The organism is Dactylosporangium sp. CA-139066 (assembly GCF_050936175.1).
GTDB lineage: Bacteria > Actinomycetota > Actinomycetes > Mycobacteriales > Micromonosporaceae > Dactylosporangium.
This window is the reverse complement of record NZ_JBNJNH010000002.1, coordinates 1,291,408-1,307,180: the sequence shown is the minus strand read 5'-3', so window position 1 is coordinate 1,307,180 and position 15,773 is coordinate 1,291,408. Positions and strand designations below refer to the sequence as shown.

16 protein-coding genes and 1 riboswitch are annotated in these 15,773 nt (G+C 70.2%); of the genes, 10 read left to right on the top strand and 6 right to left on the bottom strand.

The features are described from left to right. Nucleotide 1: 1 nt before the first annotated feature. The 5 genes from ACQEVU_RS50810 to dnaA form a co-directional block, all read right to left on the bottom strand. Nucleotides 2–574, bottom strand: a complete 573-nt coding sequence (locus ACQEVU_RS50810) for a DciA family protein (protein WP_433337698.1) — start codon at nt 572–574, stop codon at nt 2–4. Continuing rightward, nucleotides 507–1,619 (bottom strand): DNA replication/repair protein RecF, encoded by a 1,113-nt coding sequence (recF, locus tag ACQEVU_RS50805; RefSeq protein ID WP_433337696.1) that lies wholly within the window; start codon nt 1,617–1,619, stop codon nt 507–509. The genes ACQEVU_RS50810 and recF overlap by 68 nt, the downstream gene beginning before the upstream one ends. A 2-nt stretch (nt 1,620–1,621) precedes the next feature. Further along, entirely contained in the window at nt 1,622–2,497 is an 876-nt protein-coding gene (gene gnd / locus ACQEVU_RS50800; RefSeq protein WP_433337694.1) for a phosphogluconate dehydrogenase (NAD(+)-dependent, decarboxylating), read from the bottom strand. 16 nt (nt 2,498–2,513) lie between these two features. Then, nucleotides 2,514–3,644: a DNA polymerase III subunit beta gene (gene dnaN / locus ACQEVU_RS50795; RefSeq protein ID WP_433337692.1), complete on the bottom strand. Its 1,131-nt coding sequence runs from the start codon at nt 3,642–3,644 to the stop codon at nt 2,514–2,516. 1,049 nt (nt 3,645–4,693) lie between these two features. Beyond that, entirely contained in the window at nt 4,694–6,382 is a 1,689-nt protein-coding gene (gene dnaA / locus ACQEVU_RS50790; protein WP_433337690.1) for a chromosomal replication initiator protein DnaA, read from the bottom strand. 558 nt (nt 6,383–6,940) lie between these two features. Here dnaA and rpmH point away from each other — a divergent pair. The 5 genes from rpmH to ACQEVU_RS50765 all read left to right on the top strand — a co-directional run bounded on the left by rpmH (nt 6,941) and on the right by ACQEVU_RS50765 (nt 9,754). Next, nucleotides 6,941–7,078, top strand: coding sequence for a 50S ribosomal protein L34 (rpmH, locus tag ACQEVU_RS50785; protein WP_033360019.1), 138 nt, complete (start codon nt 6,941–6,943; stop codon nt 7,076–7,078). A gap of 37 nt (nt 7,079–7,115) precedes the next feature. Then, on the top strand, nt 7,116–7,544 hold the full coding sequence (gene rnpA, locus ACQEVU_RS50780; protein ID WP_433337688.1) for a ribonuclease P protein component: 429 nt from the start codon (nt 7,116–7,118) through the stop codon (nt 7,542–7,544). After that, nucleotides 7,541–7,795 carry a membrane protein insertion efficiency factor YidD gene (gene yidD, locus ACQEVU_RS50775; protein ID WP_433337686.1) on the top strand — a complete coding sequence of 85 codons (255 nt, stop codon included), beginning with the start codon at nt 7,541–7,543 and terminating at the stop codon, nt 7,793–7,795. Before rnpA ends, yidD begins: the two co-directional genes overlap by 4 nt. Nucleotides 7,796–7,825: 30 nt before the next feature. Next, entirely contained in the window at nt 7,826–8,905 is a 1,080-nt protein-coding gene (yidC, locus tag ACQEVU_RS50770; RefSeq protein WP_433339724.1) for a membrane protein insertase YidC, read from the top strand. Nucleotides 8,906–9,025: 120 nt separating this feature from the next. Then, nucleotides 9,026–9,754 (top strand): protein jag, encoded by a 729-nt coding sequence (locus tag ACQEVU_RS50765; protein ID WP_433337684.1) that lies wholly within the window; start codon nt 9,026–9,028, stop codon nt 9,752–9,754. Between the two features lie 62 nt (nt 9,755–9,816). Here ACQEVU_RS50765 and ACQEVU_RS50760 read toward each other — a convergent pair whose 3' ends face one another. After that, nucleotides 9,817–10,191 carry a hypothetical protein gene (locus ACQEVU_RS50760; protein ID WP_433337682.1) on the bottom strand — a complete coding sequence of 125 codons (375 nt, stop codon included), beginning with the start codon at nt 10,189–10,191 and terminating at the stop codon, nt 9,817–9,819. On the opposite strand from ACQEVU_RS50760, the gene ACQEVU_RS50755 reads away from it, so the two are divergent. From ACQEVU_RS50755 to ACQEVU_RS50735, 5 genes are all read left to right on the top strand, one after another. Further along, nucleotides 10,190–10,459: a hypothetical protein gene (locus ACQEVU_RS50755; RefSeq protein WP_433337680.1), complete on the top strand. Its 270-nt coding sequence runs from the start codon at nt 10,190–10,192 to the stop codon at nt 10,457–10,459. The two genes, ACQEVU_RS50760 and ACQEVU_RS50755, sit on opposite strands and share 2 nt — an antisense overlap. Nucleotides 10,460–10,537: 78 nt before the next feature. Next, a riboswitch (ZMP/ZTP riboswitch) is annotated at nt 10,538–10,622 on the top strand. A 16-nt stretch (nt 10,623–10,638) separates the two neighbouring features. After that, nucleotides 10,639–11,514: a bifunctional 5,10-methylenetetrahydrofolate dehydrogenase/5,10-methenyltetrahydrofolate cyclohydrolase gene (locus ACQEVU_RS50750; protein ID WP_433337678.1), complete on the top strand. Its 876-nt coding sequence runs from the start codon at nt 10,639–10,641 to the stop codon at nt 11,512–11,514. Nucleotides 11,515–12,100: 586 nt separating this feature from the next. Next, on the top strand, nt 12,101–12,784 hold the full coding sequence (gene rsmG / locus ACQEVU_RS50745) for a 16S rRNA (guanine(527)-N(7))-methyltransferase RsmG (protein ID WP_433337676.1): 684 nt from the start codon (nt 12,101–12,103) through the stop codon (nt 12,782–12,784). A gap of 552 nt (nt 12,785–13,336) precedes the next feature. Beyond that, nucleotides 13,337–14,704 (top strand): AAA family ATPase, encoded by a 1,368-nt coding sequence (locus ACQEVU_RS50740; RefSeq protein WP_433337674.1) that lies wholly within the window; start codon nt 13,337–13,339, stop codon nt 14,702–14,704. Further along, complete coding sequence (locus tag ACQEVU_RS50735; protein ID WP_433337672.1) at nt 14,701–15,735, top strand: ParB/RepB/Spo0J family partition protein; 1,035 nt, start codon at nt 14,701–14,703, stop codon at nt 15,733–15,735. The genes ACQEVU_RS50740 and ACQEVU_RS50735 overlap by 4 nt, the downstream gene beginning before the upstream one ends. Nucleotides 15,736–15,773: the final 38 nt, after the last annotated feature.

Below are 15,773 nucleotides of genomic sequence, written 5' to 3'. Positions count from 1 at the left end.
CTCAGCCGTAGGTGTCACGGGGACCGCGGCCGCGGACGCGGCGCGGCCCGCTGCTCCACGACGGCGCGCTCGGCCCGTGGATGTGCAGGCGCTTGACGACGTTGTGGCCGACCTCCTTGGCGATGCCGGCCAGCAGCCGCGCGGCCAGCAGTCGCAGCTGCGTCGCCCACGCCGTCGACTCCGCCTCGATCGTGAGCTCGCCGTCCTCGAGCTTGACCGGCCGGCTGTGCGCGGCGATGTCGGCCCCGACGACCTTCTCCCACTCGCCGAAGATGCGGGCCTCGCGCGTCGGGCGCTGCCAGCCGCGCTGCTTGACCAGGCGCTCGAGCACCGCGCCGAACGGCTGCGGGTCGCGCGGGTCCGGGCCGGGCCCGGTGTAGCCGCGCCGGCGGGGCTGGCCGTCGATGACGGATTTGCGACGCGGCGCCGCCCGGTGCTTGGCCAGCGCGGCCTCGACCGCGGCCCGCGCCAGCTCCGGACCCGACTTTTCCGATTTATCCGAATTCTCAGACACGCCGCACCTCGCCCCCGCCGACTGCGAACCGCGCGCCTCGCAGCCCGGCCGGCACATCATCTTCCACCGCGCAGGTCACGATCACCTGGCTGGCCCCGCCGACCAGGGCCGCGAGCCGGTCCCGCCGGCCCGCGTCGAGCTCGGCGAACACGTCGTCGAGGATCAGCACCGGCTCGATGGCGTCATCGCGCAGCAGGTCGTACGCCGCCAGCCGCAGCGCGAGCGCGTATGACCAGGACTCGCCGTGGCTGGCGTACCCCTTGGCCGGCATCTCCCCGAGCTGGAGGGTGAGCTCGTCGCGGTGCGGGCCCACGAGCGTGACGCCCCGCTCGATCTCCGACGGTCGGGATTCCGACAGCGCCGCCAGCAGGGCCGCCTCGAGGTCGTCCTGCAGAGCGAAGGAGGGACTGTACGCGACCCGGGCGTCGGAGCGGCTGGCGCTCACGGCCGCGTAGGCCTTCGCGACGTGCGGCGCGAGCGCGGCGACGAGGTCGAGCCGGGCGCGGACGAGCTGTGCGCCGTGCCGGGCCAGGTGCGCGTCCCACACGTCGAGGGTCGACAGGTCCCCGCCGCGGCTGCCGCCGGTCTTGCGGGCGAGGTAGGAGCTGCGCAGGAGCGCGTTGCGCTGCTTGAGGACCCGGTCGTAGTCGGATCTGACCCCGGCGAAGCGGGGCTGGCGGGCGACGAGCAGCTCATCGAGGTACCGCCGCCGCTCTGAAGGGTCTCCGCGAATCAGCGAGAGGTCCTCCGGCGCGAAGAGCACCAGGCGCAGCGCGCCCAGGATGTCGCGCGTGCGGGTCACCGGGGAGCGGCCGAGGCGGGCCCGGTTGGCGCGGCCGGGCTCGATCGAGAGCTCGATCAGCAGCTCCCGCTCCTCGTGCACGACCGCGCAGCGGATCACGGCGCGGCCGGCACCGAAGCGGACCAGCGGCGCGTCCGTGGCGACCCGGTGCGACTCCAGGGTCGCCACGTAGGCGAGCGCCTCGACGAGGTTGGTCTTGCCCACCCCGTTCGGGCCGACGAGCACGCACGGCCCGGGGCCCAGCTCGACGACGACCCGCTCATAGCTTCGGAAGTCGACGAGCTCCAGGCCCCGGACGTACAAGCTCAGCCCTTCTTGACCGCGTGGCCGCCGAACTGGTTGCGCAGCGCGGCGACGGCCTTCATCGCCGGCGAGTCCTCCTGGCGCGAGGCGAACCGGGCGAACAGCGATGCGGCGATCACGTTCATCGGCACGGCGAGGCGGATGGCCTCCTCGACGGTCCAGCGGCCCTCGCCGGTGTCGTCGGCGTAGCCCTTGATCCCGCCGAGGTCGGGGTCCTCGTCCAGCGCGCGGTCCAGAAGATCCAGAAGCCACGACTGTACGACCGAGCCGGCGCGCCAGCTCTTGATGATCTCGGGGATGTTGTCGACGTACTCCGACGTCTCGAGCAGCTCATAGCCCTCGGCGAAGGCGTGCATCATCCCGTACTCGATGCCGTTGTGGACCATCTTGGCGTAGTGGCCGGCACCGGGGGTCTCACCGGCGTGCGCGAAGCCGAACTCGCCCTCGGGCTTGAGACCCTCGAAGATCGGCATGCAGTGCTCGACGTGCTGCTTCGGGCCGCCGACCATGAGCGCGTAGCCGTTGGTCCGGCCCCAGATGCCGCCCGACACGCCGACGTCGAGGTAGCCGATGCCCTTGGCCCCGAGCTTGTCGGCGCGGGGCTTGTCGTTGCTGAACCGCGAGTTGCCGCCGTCGATGACGATGTCGCCGGCCGCGAGCAGGCCGGACAGCTCGTCGATGGTGGGCTCGGTGAACTGCACCGGGACCATGATCCAGACCACGCGGGGCGCGGCGAGCTTCTCGACCAGTTCGTTGAGGGACGACACGTCGGTGACGTCGGGGTGGCGGTCGTAGCCGATGACCTCGTGCCCGGCGGCGCGCAGCCGCTCGCGCATGTTGAAGCCCATCCTGCCCAGGCCGATGAGACCGAGCTGCATTAGTGGTGCCTCCGAATCAGCTGCCGATGCGAACCGGCATGATCAAGTACCAGTACCCAGGGATGATTTCTCCATCATCCTTGGCCGGGGACATGACCGCAGGCTTCTTCGGGTCAGTGAACGACAGCACCGCAATGGGCGCGTCGAGCGCTTTGAGCCCGTCGAGCAGGTACTGGTGATTGAAGGCGATCGTCATCGGTTCACCTTCGTACTGGCAGTCCATGGCCTCGCTGGCCCGCGCGTCCTCGCTGCCGCTGGCCTCCACGACCAGCCCGTCCGCGCTGAAGGACAGCCGCACCGGCGTCTGGCGCTCCGCCACCAGGCCGACGCGCCGGACCACCTCGTTGAGGGCCGCCACCGGGACCCGCGCCTGCGCATTGTGCGTGTCGGGCAGCAGCGCCCGAACCTTCGGGAAGTCGCCCTCCAGGAGCCGCGACGTCGTACGCCGGGCGCCGCCGGAGAAGCCGATCATCCCGTCGCCGATCTTGCCCCGCGACAGCGCGACGGACACGTTGCCGCCGAGCGGGCCGAGGGTCTTCGCGGTGTCGTCGAGCGTGCGGGCCGGCACCAGGGCGTGAACGCTCATGTCCGGCTCGTCGGGGTGCCACATCAGCTCGCGCACGGCCAGGCGGTAGCGGTCGGTGGCGAGCAGCGTCAGCGTCGTGCCCTCCAGCTCGATCCGCACGCCGGTCAGCATCGGCAGGGTATCGTCCCGGCCCGCGGCGATCGCGACCTGCGACACCGCCTTGGCGAACAGCGCGGCGTCGACGGCGCCGGCCGACTCGGGCATCTCCGGCAGCGTCGGGTAGTCCTCGACGGGCATGGTTGGCAGCGTGAACCGGGCGCTGCCGCAGGTGATCTCGACGTGGGAGCCCACCGCGGCGACGTCCACCGGCTTGGCCGGCAGCGACTTGGTGATCTCGGCGAGCAGGCGCCCGGAGACCAGCGTCGCGCCGTCGGCGTCGGCCTGGACCTCGACGGTCACCTGGCTGGACACCTCGTAGTCGAAGCTTGACACCTGCAGGCGGCCGTCGGCGACGCGCAGCAGGACACCGGCGAGCACCGGCACCGACGGGCGGCTGGGCAGGCTCTTGGCCGTCCAGGCGACGGCATCGGCGAGCGCGTCGCGCTCGACTCGGAACTTCATCGCGGTCCTCCCGCATTCTCTTCGGTACTTCATGTTCGCCGCATGACGCGCGCCGGGCCGGGCGGCCGCGGTCGATTCGCTCTGGGGCGTACGTCCGGGTGTGCCGAGTGTGCCGTCTGATTGTCGCCGGTGTCCGGCGCCGCCGGTTGCTCGGTGCCGGTGCTTGCTGCGGATGGTCGGTTGGTGCCCGATGGTCAGTGCCCCGGGTCGCCGGCGGCCGTGTGGTGCCGCCGGGTTCCCGACGGCGGTCTCTCGCCTTGCCGGATCGCCGGCTGTTCGGTTTCGCCGGATCGCCGGCGGTGGTCGTTGAGCGGTGGCCCGGCGGTCGTGGTGCGTCCGGTCAGGCTCGCTCATCGAACCTTAGGGCTTCCGGCCGATGGTCGTGCAACGACCCCGCCAAATCGGGCGGCCCGAACTTGCCCACACGCTGATGATTGTTTTTCTTCTCTTCTTAAAAGAAATTTCCTTCGTAGTCATAGGGGGTGTGGATTCTGTGGAAAACCCTCGTATTCGCAGCTCAGGAGACGTAGGTACCTTTGGATGAGCTGTGCATAGAGCGGTGTGTACAGCCCTGTGGATTGTGGATGACCGTCTGTCCACAGGCGTTATCCACCGCTTATCCACCGGTGATCCCCAGGGTTTGTCCACCGCTGTGGATAACGTATGGCCCGAACTTACCTCACGTTTGGTCGTTCGACCGTCACTCTCCGGAAGCATCCACACGACGTCCACACGTCGTCCCCAGAAGTTATCCACAGCCTGTGGCTAACTCCTGTGAGCAATCCGTAGTCACCCGGTGACTCACCCCCGGAACTTGGCACAAAGAAAGTTATCCACAGGAAATCTGTGGACAGCGTGTGGACGCTGGGGACAACCGGGCGAGCTCGGGCCCGGCCGGCCTGTGGATCACCTGGGGATGAAATGTGGAAAACGTAGGGCCACACGGCCCCTCGCCCGAGGTCACCCGCCTGTGGACACGGTGGAAAACCCAGTTGTCCACAGGCTGTGATCAACCCCGGTGGACGGTGCAAACCTGTGGATCAGGCCCGTCAGGTGGTCTGCTTGATCCGGTTCGTCAGCTCGGCGATCTGGTTGTAGAGCGAGCGCCGCTCCGCCATCTGCTGCCGGATTTTGCGGTCCGCGTGCATCACCGTCGTGTGGTCGCGGCCCCCGAATGCCTGCCCGATGCGGGGCAGCGACAGGTCGGTGAGCTCGCGGCAGAGGTACATGGCGACCTGGCGGGCGTTGACGAGCACCCGGGAGCGGCTGTGCCCGCGCAGGTCCTCGAGGCTCACGCCGAAGTAGTCGGCCGTGGACGCCATGATCTGGTCGGCGGTGATCTCGGGGCCCGAGCCGTCCGGGATGAAGTCGCGCAGGACCTCCTCGGCCAGGCCGAGCTCGACCGGCGAGCGGGTCAGGTTGGCGAACGCGGTCACCCGGATCAGCGCGCCCTCGAGCTCGCGGATGGACGATGCGATCCGCGAGGCGATGAACTCGAGCACGTCCGGCGGCGCGAACAGCCGCTCCTGGGCCGCCTTCTTCTGCAGGATGGCGATGCGCGTCTCGAGGTCCGGCGGCTGGATGTCGGCCAGCAGCCCCCACTCGAACCGCGTGCGCAGCCGGTCCTCGAGGGTGGCCAGCTGCCGCGGCGAGCGGTCGGAGCTGATGACGATCTGCTTGTTCGCGTTGTGCAGGGTGTTGAACGTGTGGAAGAACTCCTCCTGGGTCCGCTCGCGGCTCTCCAGGAACTGGATGTCGTCGATCAGGAGGATGTCCACGTCGCGGTACCGCCGCTGGAACGCCTGGGTCTTGTCGTCGCGCAGCGAGTTGATGAAGTCGTTCGTGAACTCTTCGGTCGACACGTAGCGCACGAACCGCGCGTTGCCGAGCATCGTCGCGTACTGCCCGATGGCGTGCAGCAGGTGCGTCTTGCCCAGCCCCGAGCCGCCGTAGATGAACAGCGGGTTGTAGGCCTTCGCCGGCGACTCGGCCACGGCGACCGACGCGGCATGCGCGAAGCGGTTCGAGGAGCCGATGACAAACGTTTCGAAGGTGTACTTCGGGTTGAGCCGGTTCCCCGCGGAGTCCCCGGCCGGCGTCGGCGCGCTCCGGCGGTCGTCGCGGCCGGTGCCCGGCGTCGAGGGTCGCGGCTGTTCGTTGCGGGGCGCCTCGAACTGGGGCTGCTCGTAGCGGCCGGCCTCGGACGCGGCGGCCTCGACCGCGGTCCCGGAGTGCTCGTACGGCTTGTCCGGCCCGTACGTACGCTCCGGCGTCATCTTCTCCGGACCGTAGGTGCGCTCGGCCGGCATCTTCTCCGGGCCGTACGTGCGCTCCTGCGGTATCTCGAACAGCCGGTCGGACTCGGGCGCCGGCCGGTCGTCGCGCAGCGGCTCGGGCCGGCTGTCGAGCTGGTCACGCAGCGAGGCCGACGCCCCGTTGGACCAGTGCGACGCCGACGGGGCCGGCAGCGACGGGGCGTCCTCGGGCGGCCGCACGGTCACGGCCACCTGGATCGCGCGGCCGAGCAGCCGCGAGAGCGCCTCGGTGATGACCGGCCGGAGCCGGCTCTCGATCATGTCGCGCGAGTACGGGTCGGGCACGGACAGCAGCGCGGTGTCCTCGACGATCGCCCGCAGCCTGGTCATGCGCAGGTAGGCTCGCTGCTGCGCCGAGTCGATACCATCGGCGAGCTGATCCGTCGCTGCATGCCAGATCGCTGCGAGGTCGGTGTCAGTCACCGTTCGCGCACCCCCATCATTGTTCGCGGCCCCCACCGCGAGTGGACGGTGCCCGGTACTTCCCGCCGCCCCCGGCCATTGTCCACAGGTTTTCCACAACCTGTGTATCAACGAGTCATGTGCCGTGGACGGATCGTCCTGTTTCCACCCGCGTCGCGCTGACTATGCGGTGATCAGCGCATACGCAGAGGTGGTGCAGGCCGGGCGCGCGCCCTTTCCCCCTCGTCGAGCGCCCGTTCGTGCCAGAAAGTCCGTTGTGCCCCGCCGCCGGTCGTCGCGGTGTCTACCGGCAACCGGGCACGTTAACAGCGTTGTCCACAACCGCTCAACCGTTGTCCACAACGAACCTGTGGATTACCGCCCTGACCTGGGGATTATTTATTCACATCCCCCCGGTTCGCGAGCGTCGGGGGGCGCGCGTCGGTGATCGTTGACGGCCAGTAGGGCGGCGCGTACCCTGTTTCGGTTGGAGCACCGCTCCCTGGTAAACTCCAAAACACCGTTCGACATCCCCGAGGGCGCCTCGCGTCCCCCCAAGCCACGAAGACGGAGCCCGACGTGAGCAAGCGCACCTTCCAGCCGAACAACCGCCGGCGCGCGAAGACCCACGGTTTCCGGCTGCGCATGCGCACCCGCGCCGGCCGTGCGATCCTCTCGGCGCGCCGCGCCAAGGGGCGCGACCGCCTCTCGGCCTGAGCCTGAACCACCACGACCGGGCCCTCCGGGAGGCAGCGTGCTTGCGGCCGCTCAGCGACTGCGGCGGCGGGAGGATTTCGCCGCCACCATTCGCAACGGCCGGCGGGCCGGCCGGGGGGCCTTGGTCGTGCATTTCCTGAACCCCGGGCTGTCGCAGCCCGGGGTTGCTCCATTTGAGGGCGATGCCCGCTCCGAGGACGGCGCCGGTACTCACGCCGAAGGCGCGGGTGCCCGGGCCGGCTTCGTCGTGTCCAGGGCCGTGGGCAACGCCGTGGTGCGCAACGCCGTGAAGCGGCGCCTGCGGCACCTGGTGCGTCCGCGCCTGGCCGAGCTGCCCGAGGGTTCCGTGATCGTCGTGCGGGCGCTGCCGGAGGCGGCCCGTGTCGGGTATCACGCCCTGGAACAGGACCTCGACGCGGCGCTACAGGCGGCGCGCCGACCGAAGAGCCGAGGTGAGCGTCGATGAACGCCGGAGCCCGGATCGTGATCGCTCCTATCGTCGCGTACCGTCGTTGGGTAAGCCCGGCGTTGCCGGCGCGTTGTCGGTTCTACCCGTCGTGCAGCGCTTATGCCCTGGAGGCGGTCAGCACCCACGGCGCGATCCGGGGAATCGGTCTCGCGATCTGGCGGCTGCTGCGCTGCCACCCATTCCACCCCGGTGGGTTCGACCCGGTGCCTCCGCGCCGGGGACACTCGCCCGAGCCCGAGTCGACGTGACGTGACTGGAGCAGTGTCGTGAGTAAGCTGATGGGCGGGATCTACTGGCTGATCTCGAAGGTGATGCTGTTCTGGCACACCGTCTGGGATTCGATCCTGCCGGACCACCGGGTGCTCAGCACCAACTGGCAGTGGGTCCTGGCGATCGTCTTCCTGGTGATCACCGTCCGGGTCGTGCTCTTCCCGATCTTCGTCAAGCAGATCAAGTCGCAGCGCGCCATGCAGGCGATCCAGCCCAAGATGAAGGCGCTGCAGGAGAAGCACAAGGGCGACCGGGAGACCCTCCAGAAGGAGGTCATGAAGCTCTACCAGGAGGAGAAGGTCAACCCGCTCATGGGCTGCCTTCCGATGTTCCTGCAGATCCCGGTGTTCATCGGCCTCCTGCACGTCCTGCGCCACCTGCGCCCCGGCCAGTCCGAGCACCAGCAGACGCTGTACGGCTGGACGGTCGACGAGTTCAAGAGCGCGGTCGACGCCCGCCTCTTCGACGCCCCGATCGTCGCCAAGTTCAGCAGCAGCACCGCCGACCTCATCCAGATCAACGCCAGCTCCACCACGGTCAAGATCGTGGCGGCCATCCTGGTCGCGCTGATGATCACCACGACCTACCTGACGCAGCGTCAGATGATCAAGAAGACCGGCTGGAACACCGACCCGCAGCAGCGGATGATCCAGAAGTTCATGCTGTACGGCATCCCGTTCTTCACCCTGACCTCCGGCTGGTACTTCCCGATCGGCGTCATCATCTACTGGGTCACGAACAACGCCATCACGCTGGCGCAGCAGTTCTGGGTGCTGCACAAGTACCCGCCGCCGGCGAACGCGACGACCACCACCACGCCGCTCAAGGCCGGCGGCACCGCGAAGGTTGCCGAGAAGCCGAGCGGACTGGCCGCCCTGTTCGGCCGGGCTCGCGAGGAGGCCGCCGCGCAGCGGACCAACGGCAGGAGCCCCGCGAAGGCGACGGGTGCGAAGGCGACCGGCGCGAAGGCGACCGGGGCCAAGGCGACCGACACTGGCGCCAACGGCGCGCCGTCCCGGGCCCCGAAGCCCGGCGCCAAGCCGATCAACCCGAAGAAGGGTGGCGCCGCGAAGCGGCAGTCGGGTTGATGCGACCCCGCCGGGCCACCCCTCACTTGGCCCGGCGCGGGGCGCTCCCTGTAGCAACCCACCCCTCACCGACGACCTGTGACGGCGCTTCGGCGCCCCAAACAAGCGGAGATGAGTTTCGTGACCGACACCACCAGTGATCTCGACGCGGCGGCCGTGAGCCGAGACCGGGACAAGGACGTGGATCAGGCCGAGCACCAGGACGCCCGCCTCGCCGAGACCGACGAGGTCGAGGAGTCCGATGACGAGCTCGCGGAGGGCGAGGACGCGGAGGACGACGAGGCCGAGGACGAGGACGGCGAGGAGGATGAGGAGGAGGACGAGGCCGAGGACGCCGAGGCCAAGTCCGGCGCCGGCTCCGGCCGCGCGGCCGCCGACCTGTTCCGCGAGAGCGAGATCGCGGCCGACTACGTCGAGGGCCTGCTCGACATCCTCGACTACGACGGCGACATCGACGAGCTGGTCGTGAGCGGCCGCCCGGTCGTCGAGGTCGTCGAGGGCGGCGACGGCTCGGGCAAGCGCCTGCAGGCCCTGGTCGGCCAGCGGGGCGCCACGCTCGAGGCGCTGCAGGAGCTGAGCCGCCTGGCGGTGTTCCGGCAGACCGGTTCGCCGAGCCGCCTCCTGCTCGACGTGGGCGGCTACCGCGCCCTGCGCCGCAAGGAGCTCGGCGCGATCGCGAAGAACGCGGCGGAGAAGGTGAAGGAGTACGGCGAGGCCGTCCGCCTGGAGCCGATGAGCGCGTTCGAGCGCAAGTGCGTGCACGACGTCATCAACGCCCTGCCGGGTGTCGAGAGCGAGTCGGAGGGCGTCGAGCCCGCGCGCCGGATCGTGGTTCGTCCGACCGCTTAGTTTCGTTCTGCCTCACAGACCGCCCCATCCGCCTCGTCGCGGATGGGGCGGTCTGCTGTTTTCTACTCGTAGCAGTGGTGCGGGCGGACCTGCAGCTCGAGGAAGTTCACGACGCTGATGTTGTACTCCGCCTTGCCGTTGCTGCCCGGTGCGAGGGCCACGCCGCGGGCGTTGTCCGGGTTCGGGTCGGAGGCGGGAGTCCAGTCCGGGCAGGCCTTGCGCATGCCGGCGCCGGACGAGCCGACGTGTACGCCCTCGGGCGTGCGGACGCTGGTGCCGCGCACGTCGATGGCGACGACCCCGGACGCTCCGTCGAAGAAGACGGTGGACTCGGACCCGACCGTTGAGGCCCGCAGCTTCGTTGTGCTGCAGCCCTTGTCGGCGGCGGGGTCGACGCCGGTGACGAGGCCGGTCGCCTCGGCCTGCTGGCGGGTCATGCCGAGCTTCAGCGCCCCGAACCCGTTCGGCCCGAGCACCGTCGCCGCGGTGTTCCCGGTCTCGGTGGCGTTCGCGGTGGCGGACGGCGTGGCGGAGGTGGTGGAGGTCGCCGGCGACTGCGCGTCGGCGGAGGCGCTGCTCTACGGCACGTTCTTGCTTGACGGCGCCTCACTGCTTGACGGCGCCTCACTGCTTGACGGCGCCTCACTGCTTGACGGCGCCTCACTGCTTGACGGCGCCTCCTTGGTACATGGCGCCTCGCCGTGACGGGACCCAGGGCGGCGGGCTTGGCCCCGGTTGGGCTTCCGGGCTGCCGCCTCGTTCACGTCCGTCGGTCCGGCATAATTGAGAGGACGCGACTGGCGGCACCAAGGATGGGCCAACCATCGGGAAGCCTCGTCGTGGGACGTCGACCGCCTGGGCTCCCACGATTTGCGAGGAGCCGTATGTCTGTCGCCTCCCCCACCACCGCGCGCATGCTTCCGGGCGCCCCGGTCGCCGATCAGATCCTCGCGGACGTCGCGTCCCGCGTGTCGGCCCTACGCTCAAAGGGCGTCACCCCGTCGCTGGCCACGATCCTCGTCGGCGACGACGACGCGAGCGCCGGCTACATCCGGATCAAGCAGCGTCAGGCCGCCGCCTTGGGCTTCGAGTCCCCGCACAGCCACCTTCCGGCGACGGCGACCCAGTCCGATCTGCACGAGGTCATTGACGCCTTCAACGCGGACCCCGACGTCCACGCGCTCCTGATCCAGTACCCGACGCCGGCCCACCTCGACTACGACGCCGCCCTCATGCGCGTCGACCCCGACAAGGACGTCGACGGCATGCACCCCCTCAACCTGGGTCGCCTGGCGGCGGGCATCCCCGGCCCGCTCCCCTGTACGCCGGCGGGGATCGAGGCGCTGCTGGCGCACCACGAGATTCCGGTGAGCGGCCGCGAGGTTGTGATCCTCGGTCGCGGGGCGACGCTCGGCCGCCCCCTGGCGATGCTCCTGGCTCAGAAGCGCCCGACCGCGAACGCTGCCGTCACCGTTGTGCACACCGGCGTTCCGGACTGGTCGCGGTACACCCGCCGCGCCGACATCCTCATCGCCGCCGCCGGCGTTCCGGGCATCATCCAGCCCGAGCACGTGAAGCCGGGTGCGGTCGTGGTGGGTGGCGGTGTGCGCTACGAGGGTCGTCGCCTCCTGCCGGACGTCGACGAGTCCTGCGCCTCCGTCGCCGGCGCCATCACGCCGCGAGTCGGCGGCGTGGGCCCCACGACGGTGGCCATGCTCTTCCGCAACGCCATCGAGGCCGCCGAGCGCCGTTTCACGTGAAACACGGGTGCGGTCGCTGACCATCGCTGAACCGCGGCTGTCCGCGGGTCGGATGTCCCCGACCCGCGGGCGCCGGGCGCAACACCGGCCGTCGTGGGGCGACCGCCCTGACCCCTTGCCGCCGTACAACAACCGGCTCCGGGGCGACGGTCCCGACCGGGCGGGCGCCGGGCAACAACCGCCGTCCGGGGCGACGGTCCCGACCGGGCGGGCGCCGGGCAACAACCGCCGTCCGGGGCCACCGCGCCGCCGGCGCCCCGTCTGAGCGTGGCGTGCGTCTCGAGCTGCCGGGCCAAACCGCATCCCGGAGCTCCGCCCCGGCTGTTGCGTTCGCCGAGCGGCACGGTGCGCGCAGCGCGGTCTGCCACCAGTCGTAGCCTGGCCTCCCGAGCCGCCCGCCCGAACTGGGCTCCCTGCTGATTGTCCCGAGGTTCGAGGTTCCCGTTTCACGTGAAACAGGGTCCGGTCCGTATTGCCGCCGACTGGACTACCCTCCCGCGCGTGGGGGCGAGACGCTCGGTCGGCGGAGCTGGGGCCAGTGCACCCGCGTCCGGGGAGACCGCATCGGGCATGGTTTGCTTGACGGATGGATGGTGCGGTACCGAATGAGATCCTCCCGGCGGCCGAGAAGGCCTTCGGCGATCGTCTGCCCGACGCGCGGCGGTTCGCGGAACTGCTCGTGACCGATGGGGTCGTGCGGGGGCTCATCGGGCCGCGCGAGGCGCCGCGGATCTGGGAGCGGCACCTGCTCAACTGCGCCGTGGTCGCGGAACTCATACCGTCGGGTGCCTCAATCGTCGACGTCGGGTCGGGGGCCGGTCTGCCCGGTATGGTGCTGGCAGTGGCTCGTCCCGACCTTTCCGTCACCCTGGTCGAGCCGCTCGCACGACGTACCGCATTCCTTTCCGAAGCGGTGACGGCGCTCGGCCTGGAGCGGACCACCGTGGTTCGCGCCCGGGCCGAGGAGTGCGTCGGGAAGCTCCCGCTCGCCGATGTCGTCACCGCCCGGGCCGTCGCTCCGCTGGATCGACTCGCCGGTTGGTGTCTCCCCCTCACCGCCATCGGTGGCCGGCTGCTCGCGATGAAGGGTGCCTCCGCCTCGGCCGAGATTGCCGAGCACGCGGAGGCGCTCGCCCGGCTCGGTGCGGGGGCTCCGTCGGTGCGCACGTGCGGGGAGTCGTTCCTGGCCGAGCCCACCACGGTCGTCGAGATCGTGCGCGAGCGGGAAGCCGCGCGTCCGCGAAAGGCGGGGGGACGCCGCGGCCGATGACCCGGGGGGCGGTACCGCATCCCCGGGCGACGGGGGAATGCGGAGGCACTCATGGGGGACGGCAGAACGGTGGGCATCGGGTGGCCGATGTCGCCGATACAACGGCTCGGCGGCTTGCTCCGGCGAGTTGACGGTTTTCTGGTCTTTTGGCGTACGACTCGAGGTGACAAGGCCAACGACGCGCCGGTGGGTCATGGCTCCGCCCGGCGAAGCGCCGTAGGCTGGCCCCGCGCCACTTCTCTGTCCGATGGGACGGGCCCCGAGGAAGCCGGCCTGGACGGAACGGATCCGCGCGCATCGCCCTCCGAGGGAGCGGTGTCGACCGGATCCGAGCCCGACGGGACGAGTCACGAAGGGCCGGGCCCCGAGCGGCGGGCTCCCAGTGAGCCGGTTCTCGGCGGGCCGGCTTCGGGTAACCAGACTTCAAGCGCGCCGGACTCCGGTCTGACTCCGGAGGCGGCGACTCGAGGTCCGGCGGGAGATCCCACCGCATCGGAACCGGCGGACGAGGCGGCCGAGGGTGCACATCTTTCCGAGCGGGACGGGACTGACATGGTGCGCGACAGCGATGATGGTCCGGGCTACGGCGATGCTGACGGTCATGTTTCACGTGAAACGGGGATAGAGGGTTGGGGCGTCCGTCCCGCCGGTCGCGCGGTGCCACAGCCGCGGAATGAGGGCACCGAACCGCCCCGCCCGGGCGAACCCGCGCGCGGCACGGAGTACCGGTCGGAGCATCGAACCGACCCCGGCCCGGCGCGCATGGACCAGATTCGGGCACCCGAGCAGGGCCACGTCGCCGAGCCGATGCGGGCACCTGACTCGACACGCGGCGGCATGGTGGAGTTTCACGTCTCGGGGTCAAGCGACCGCGCCCAGACCGGTACTCTGTACGGCCGGGGAGTATCGCCGACAGTCGACGCTTCTCCGGCCGAGGTGAGGCCCGAACGACGGAACCCACCATCCCCCCGGCCGCACCCGACCGTCGTCACCGCGGATTCCGAGGGCGCAATGACTGACGCGTACGTTTCACGTGAAACCGAAGACCCCCCACTGGCACAGGAGGCAAAACGCGCCGTGGAGATTCTGAACCCGAGCGGGGAGATCACCATGCCCCGCCCACCACGGCGTCGCACGATGTGTGTGGCCAATCAGAAGGGCGGGGTCGGCAAGACGACCACCGCGGTGAACATCGCCGTCGCCCTGGCCCTCCACGGCAACCGCGTCCTCGTGATCGACCTCGACCCCCAGGGCAACGCCTCCACGGGGCTCAACGTGCCCCACCACTCCGGCGTGCCCGACGTGTACGACTGCCTTATCGACGGCGCCCCGCTCGACGCGGTGACCCAGCAGGTGGAGGGGATCCCGAACCTGTGGGCCGTACCGGCGACAATTGACCTCGCCGGGGCGGAGATCGAGCTCGTGTCGGTCGTCGCCCGTGAGTCGCGGCTCAAGCGCGCGATCGAGGCCGGCGGCGACAACTACGACTACATCTTCATCGACTGCCCGCCCTCGCTCGGGCTCCTCACGGTCAACGCGCTCGTCGCCGCCGAAGAGGTCCTCATCCCGATCCAGTGCGAGTACTACGCGCTCGAGGGTGTGCAGGCGCTGACGAACAACATCGAGCTGGTGCGGTCGCACCTGAACCCGAAGCTCGACATCACGACCGTGCTGCTGACGATGTACGACCGGCGCACGCGACTGGCGGATCTGGTCGAGCAGGACGTGCGGAACCACTTCGGTGAGAAGTGCCTGAACGCCGTCATCCCCCGCAACGTCCGCGTGTCGGAGGCGCCGAGCTACAGCCAGTCGGTCATGACGTACGACCCGGGCTCGCGGGGTGCGGTCAGCTATTTCGAGGCGGCGCAGGAGATCGCGCTGCGTGGTGCGCAGGGCGCGCAGGTGGGAGGCGTGGCATGAAGTCCAACCGACGTGGAGGTCTCGGGCGAGGGCTCGGCGCTCTCATCCCAACGGCCGCCGCGCCGGTCGAGGGCACGACCGGTACGGGTACCGCACTCGCGACGCCCCCCTCCCCCGCTGTCGCCAACGGCGCCCCCGCCGCCGCTCCCGAGCCGCCGGCCGAGGACACCCTCGCCCCGGTGCCGGGCGCGCGGTTCGCCGAGATTCCGGTGGGCGCGATCATCCCCAACCCGAAGCAGCCGCGGCAGGTCTTCGACGAGGAGGCGATCGAGGAGCTGAAGACCTCGATCCAGGAGGTCGGATTTCTCCAGCCCATTGTTGTACGCGAACTTCGCGAGACTGACGGCGAAAAGCAGTTCGAGCTCGTCATGGGCGAGCGCCGCTGGCGTGCCGCCCAGGCGCTCGGCAAGGAGGCCATCCCGGCGATCGTCCGCGAGACGCGCGACGATGCGATGCTGCGGGATGCGCTCCTGGAGAACATCCACCGGGCGAACCTGAACCCGCTCGAAGAGGCGGCCGCGTACCAGCAGCTGCTCGAGGAGTTCGGCGCCACCCATGAGGAGCTCGCCCGGCGCATCGGCCGGAGCCGCCCGCAGATCTCGAACACGATCCGACTCCTGAACCTCCCCGCTCCGGTACAGCGGCGCGTCGCCGCCGGCGTCCTCTCCGCCGGCCACGCGCGGGCGCTCCTCGGTCTCGACGACTCGGAGGAGCAGGAGCAGATGGCGACGCGGATCGTCGCCGAGGGGCTTTCGGTGCGCGCCACCGAGGAGCTCGTCGCGCTCGCCGCGTCGGAGGGCGCGCCGGCCAAGAAGCAGGCACCGGCCCAGCGCCGCGCGAAGCCACACGCCCCGGCGCTGTCCGATCTGGCCGACCGCCTCTCGGACCGCTTCGACACTCGGGTCAAGGTCGACATCGGCCGCCGCAAGGGCCGCATCACGATCGAGTTCGCGACGGTCGACGACCTCGAGCGGATCGTCGGCATCATTGGCGTGCCCGAGGAGGGCGCGGGAGGGCAGCGGGAGCAGTAGCAGCCGCCGAGGCGAACCGCCGGTTTCAACGACACGAA

Excerpts from the sequence above, each read along its gene's own strand:
- rsmG (WP_433337676.1), top strand. The coding sequence starts at position 12,101 with ATGGATGGTGCGGTACCGAATGAGATCCTCCCGGCGGCCGAGAAGGCC.
- ACQEVU_RS50810 (WP_433337698.1), bottom strand. The coding sequence starts at position 574 with ATGATGTGCCGGCCGGGCTGCGAGGCGCGCGGTTCGCAGTCGGCGGGG.
- ACQEVU_RS50750 (WP_433337678.1), top strand. The coding sequence starts at position 10,639 with ATGTCTGTCGCCTCCCCCACCACCGCGCGCATGCTTCCGGGCGCCCCG.
- ACQEVU_RS50755 (WP_433337680.1), top strand. The coding sequence starts at position 10,190 with ATGCCGAGCTTCAGCGCCCCGAACCCGTTCGGCCCGAGCACCGTCGCC.
- ACQEVU_RS50735 (WP_433337672.1), top strand. The coding sequence starts at position 14,701 with ATGAAGTCCAACCGACGTGGAGGTCTCGGGCGAGGGCTCGGCGCTCTC.
- yidC (WP_433339724.1), top strand. The coding sequence starts at position 7,826 with ATGGGCGGGATCTACTGGCTGATCTCGAAGGTGATGCTGTTCTGGCAC.
- gnd (WP_433337694.1), bottom strand. The coding sequence starts at position 2,497 with ATGCAGCTCGGTCTCATCGGCCTGGGCAGGATGGGCTTCAACATGCGC.
- ACQEVU_RS50740 (WP_433337674.1), top strand. The coding sequence starts at position 13,337 with ATGGTGCGCGACAGCGATGATGGTCCGGGCTACGGCGATGCTGACGGT.
- yidD (WP_433337686.1), top strand. The coding sequence starts at position 7,541 with ATGAACGCCGGAGCCCGGATCGTGATCGCTCCTATCGTCGCGTACCGT.
- ACQEVU_RS50760 (WP_433337682.1), bottom strand. The coding sequence starts at position 10,191 with ATGACCCGCCAGCAGGCCGAGGCGACCGGCCTCGTCACCGGCGTCGAC.
- dnaN (WP_433337692.1), bottom strand. The coding sequence starts at position 3,644 with ATGAAGTTCCGAGTCGAGCGCGACGCGCTCGCCGATGCCGTCGCCTGG.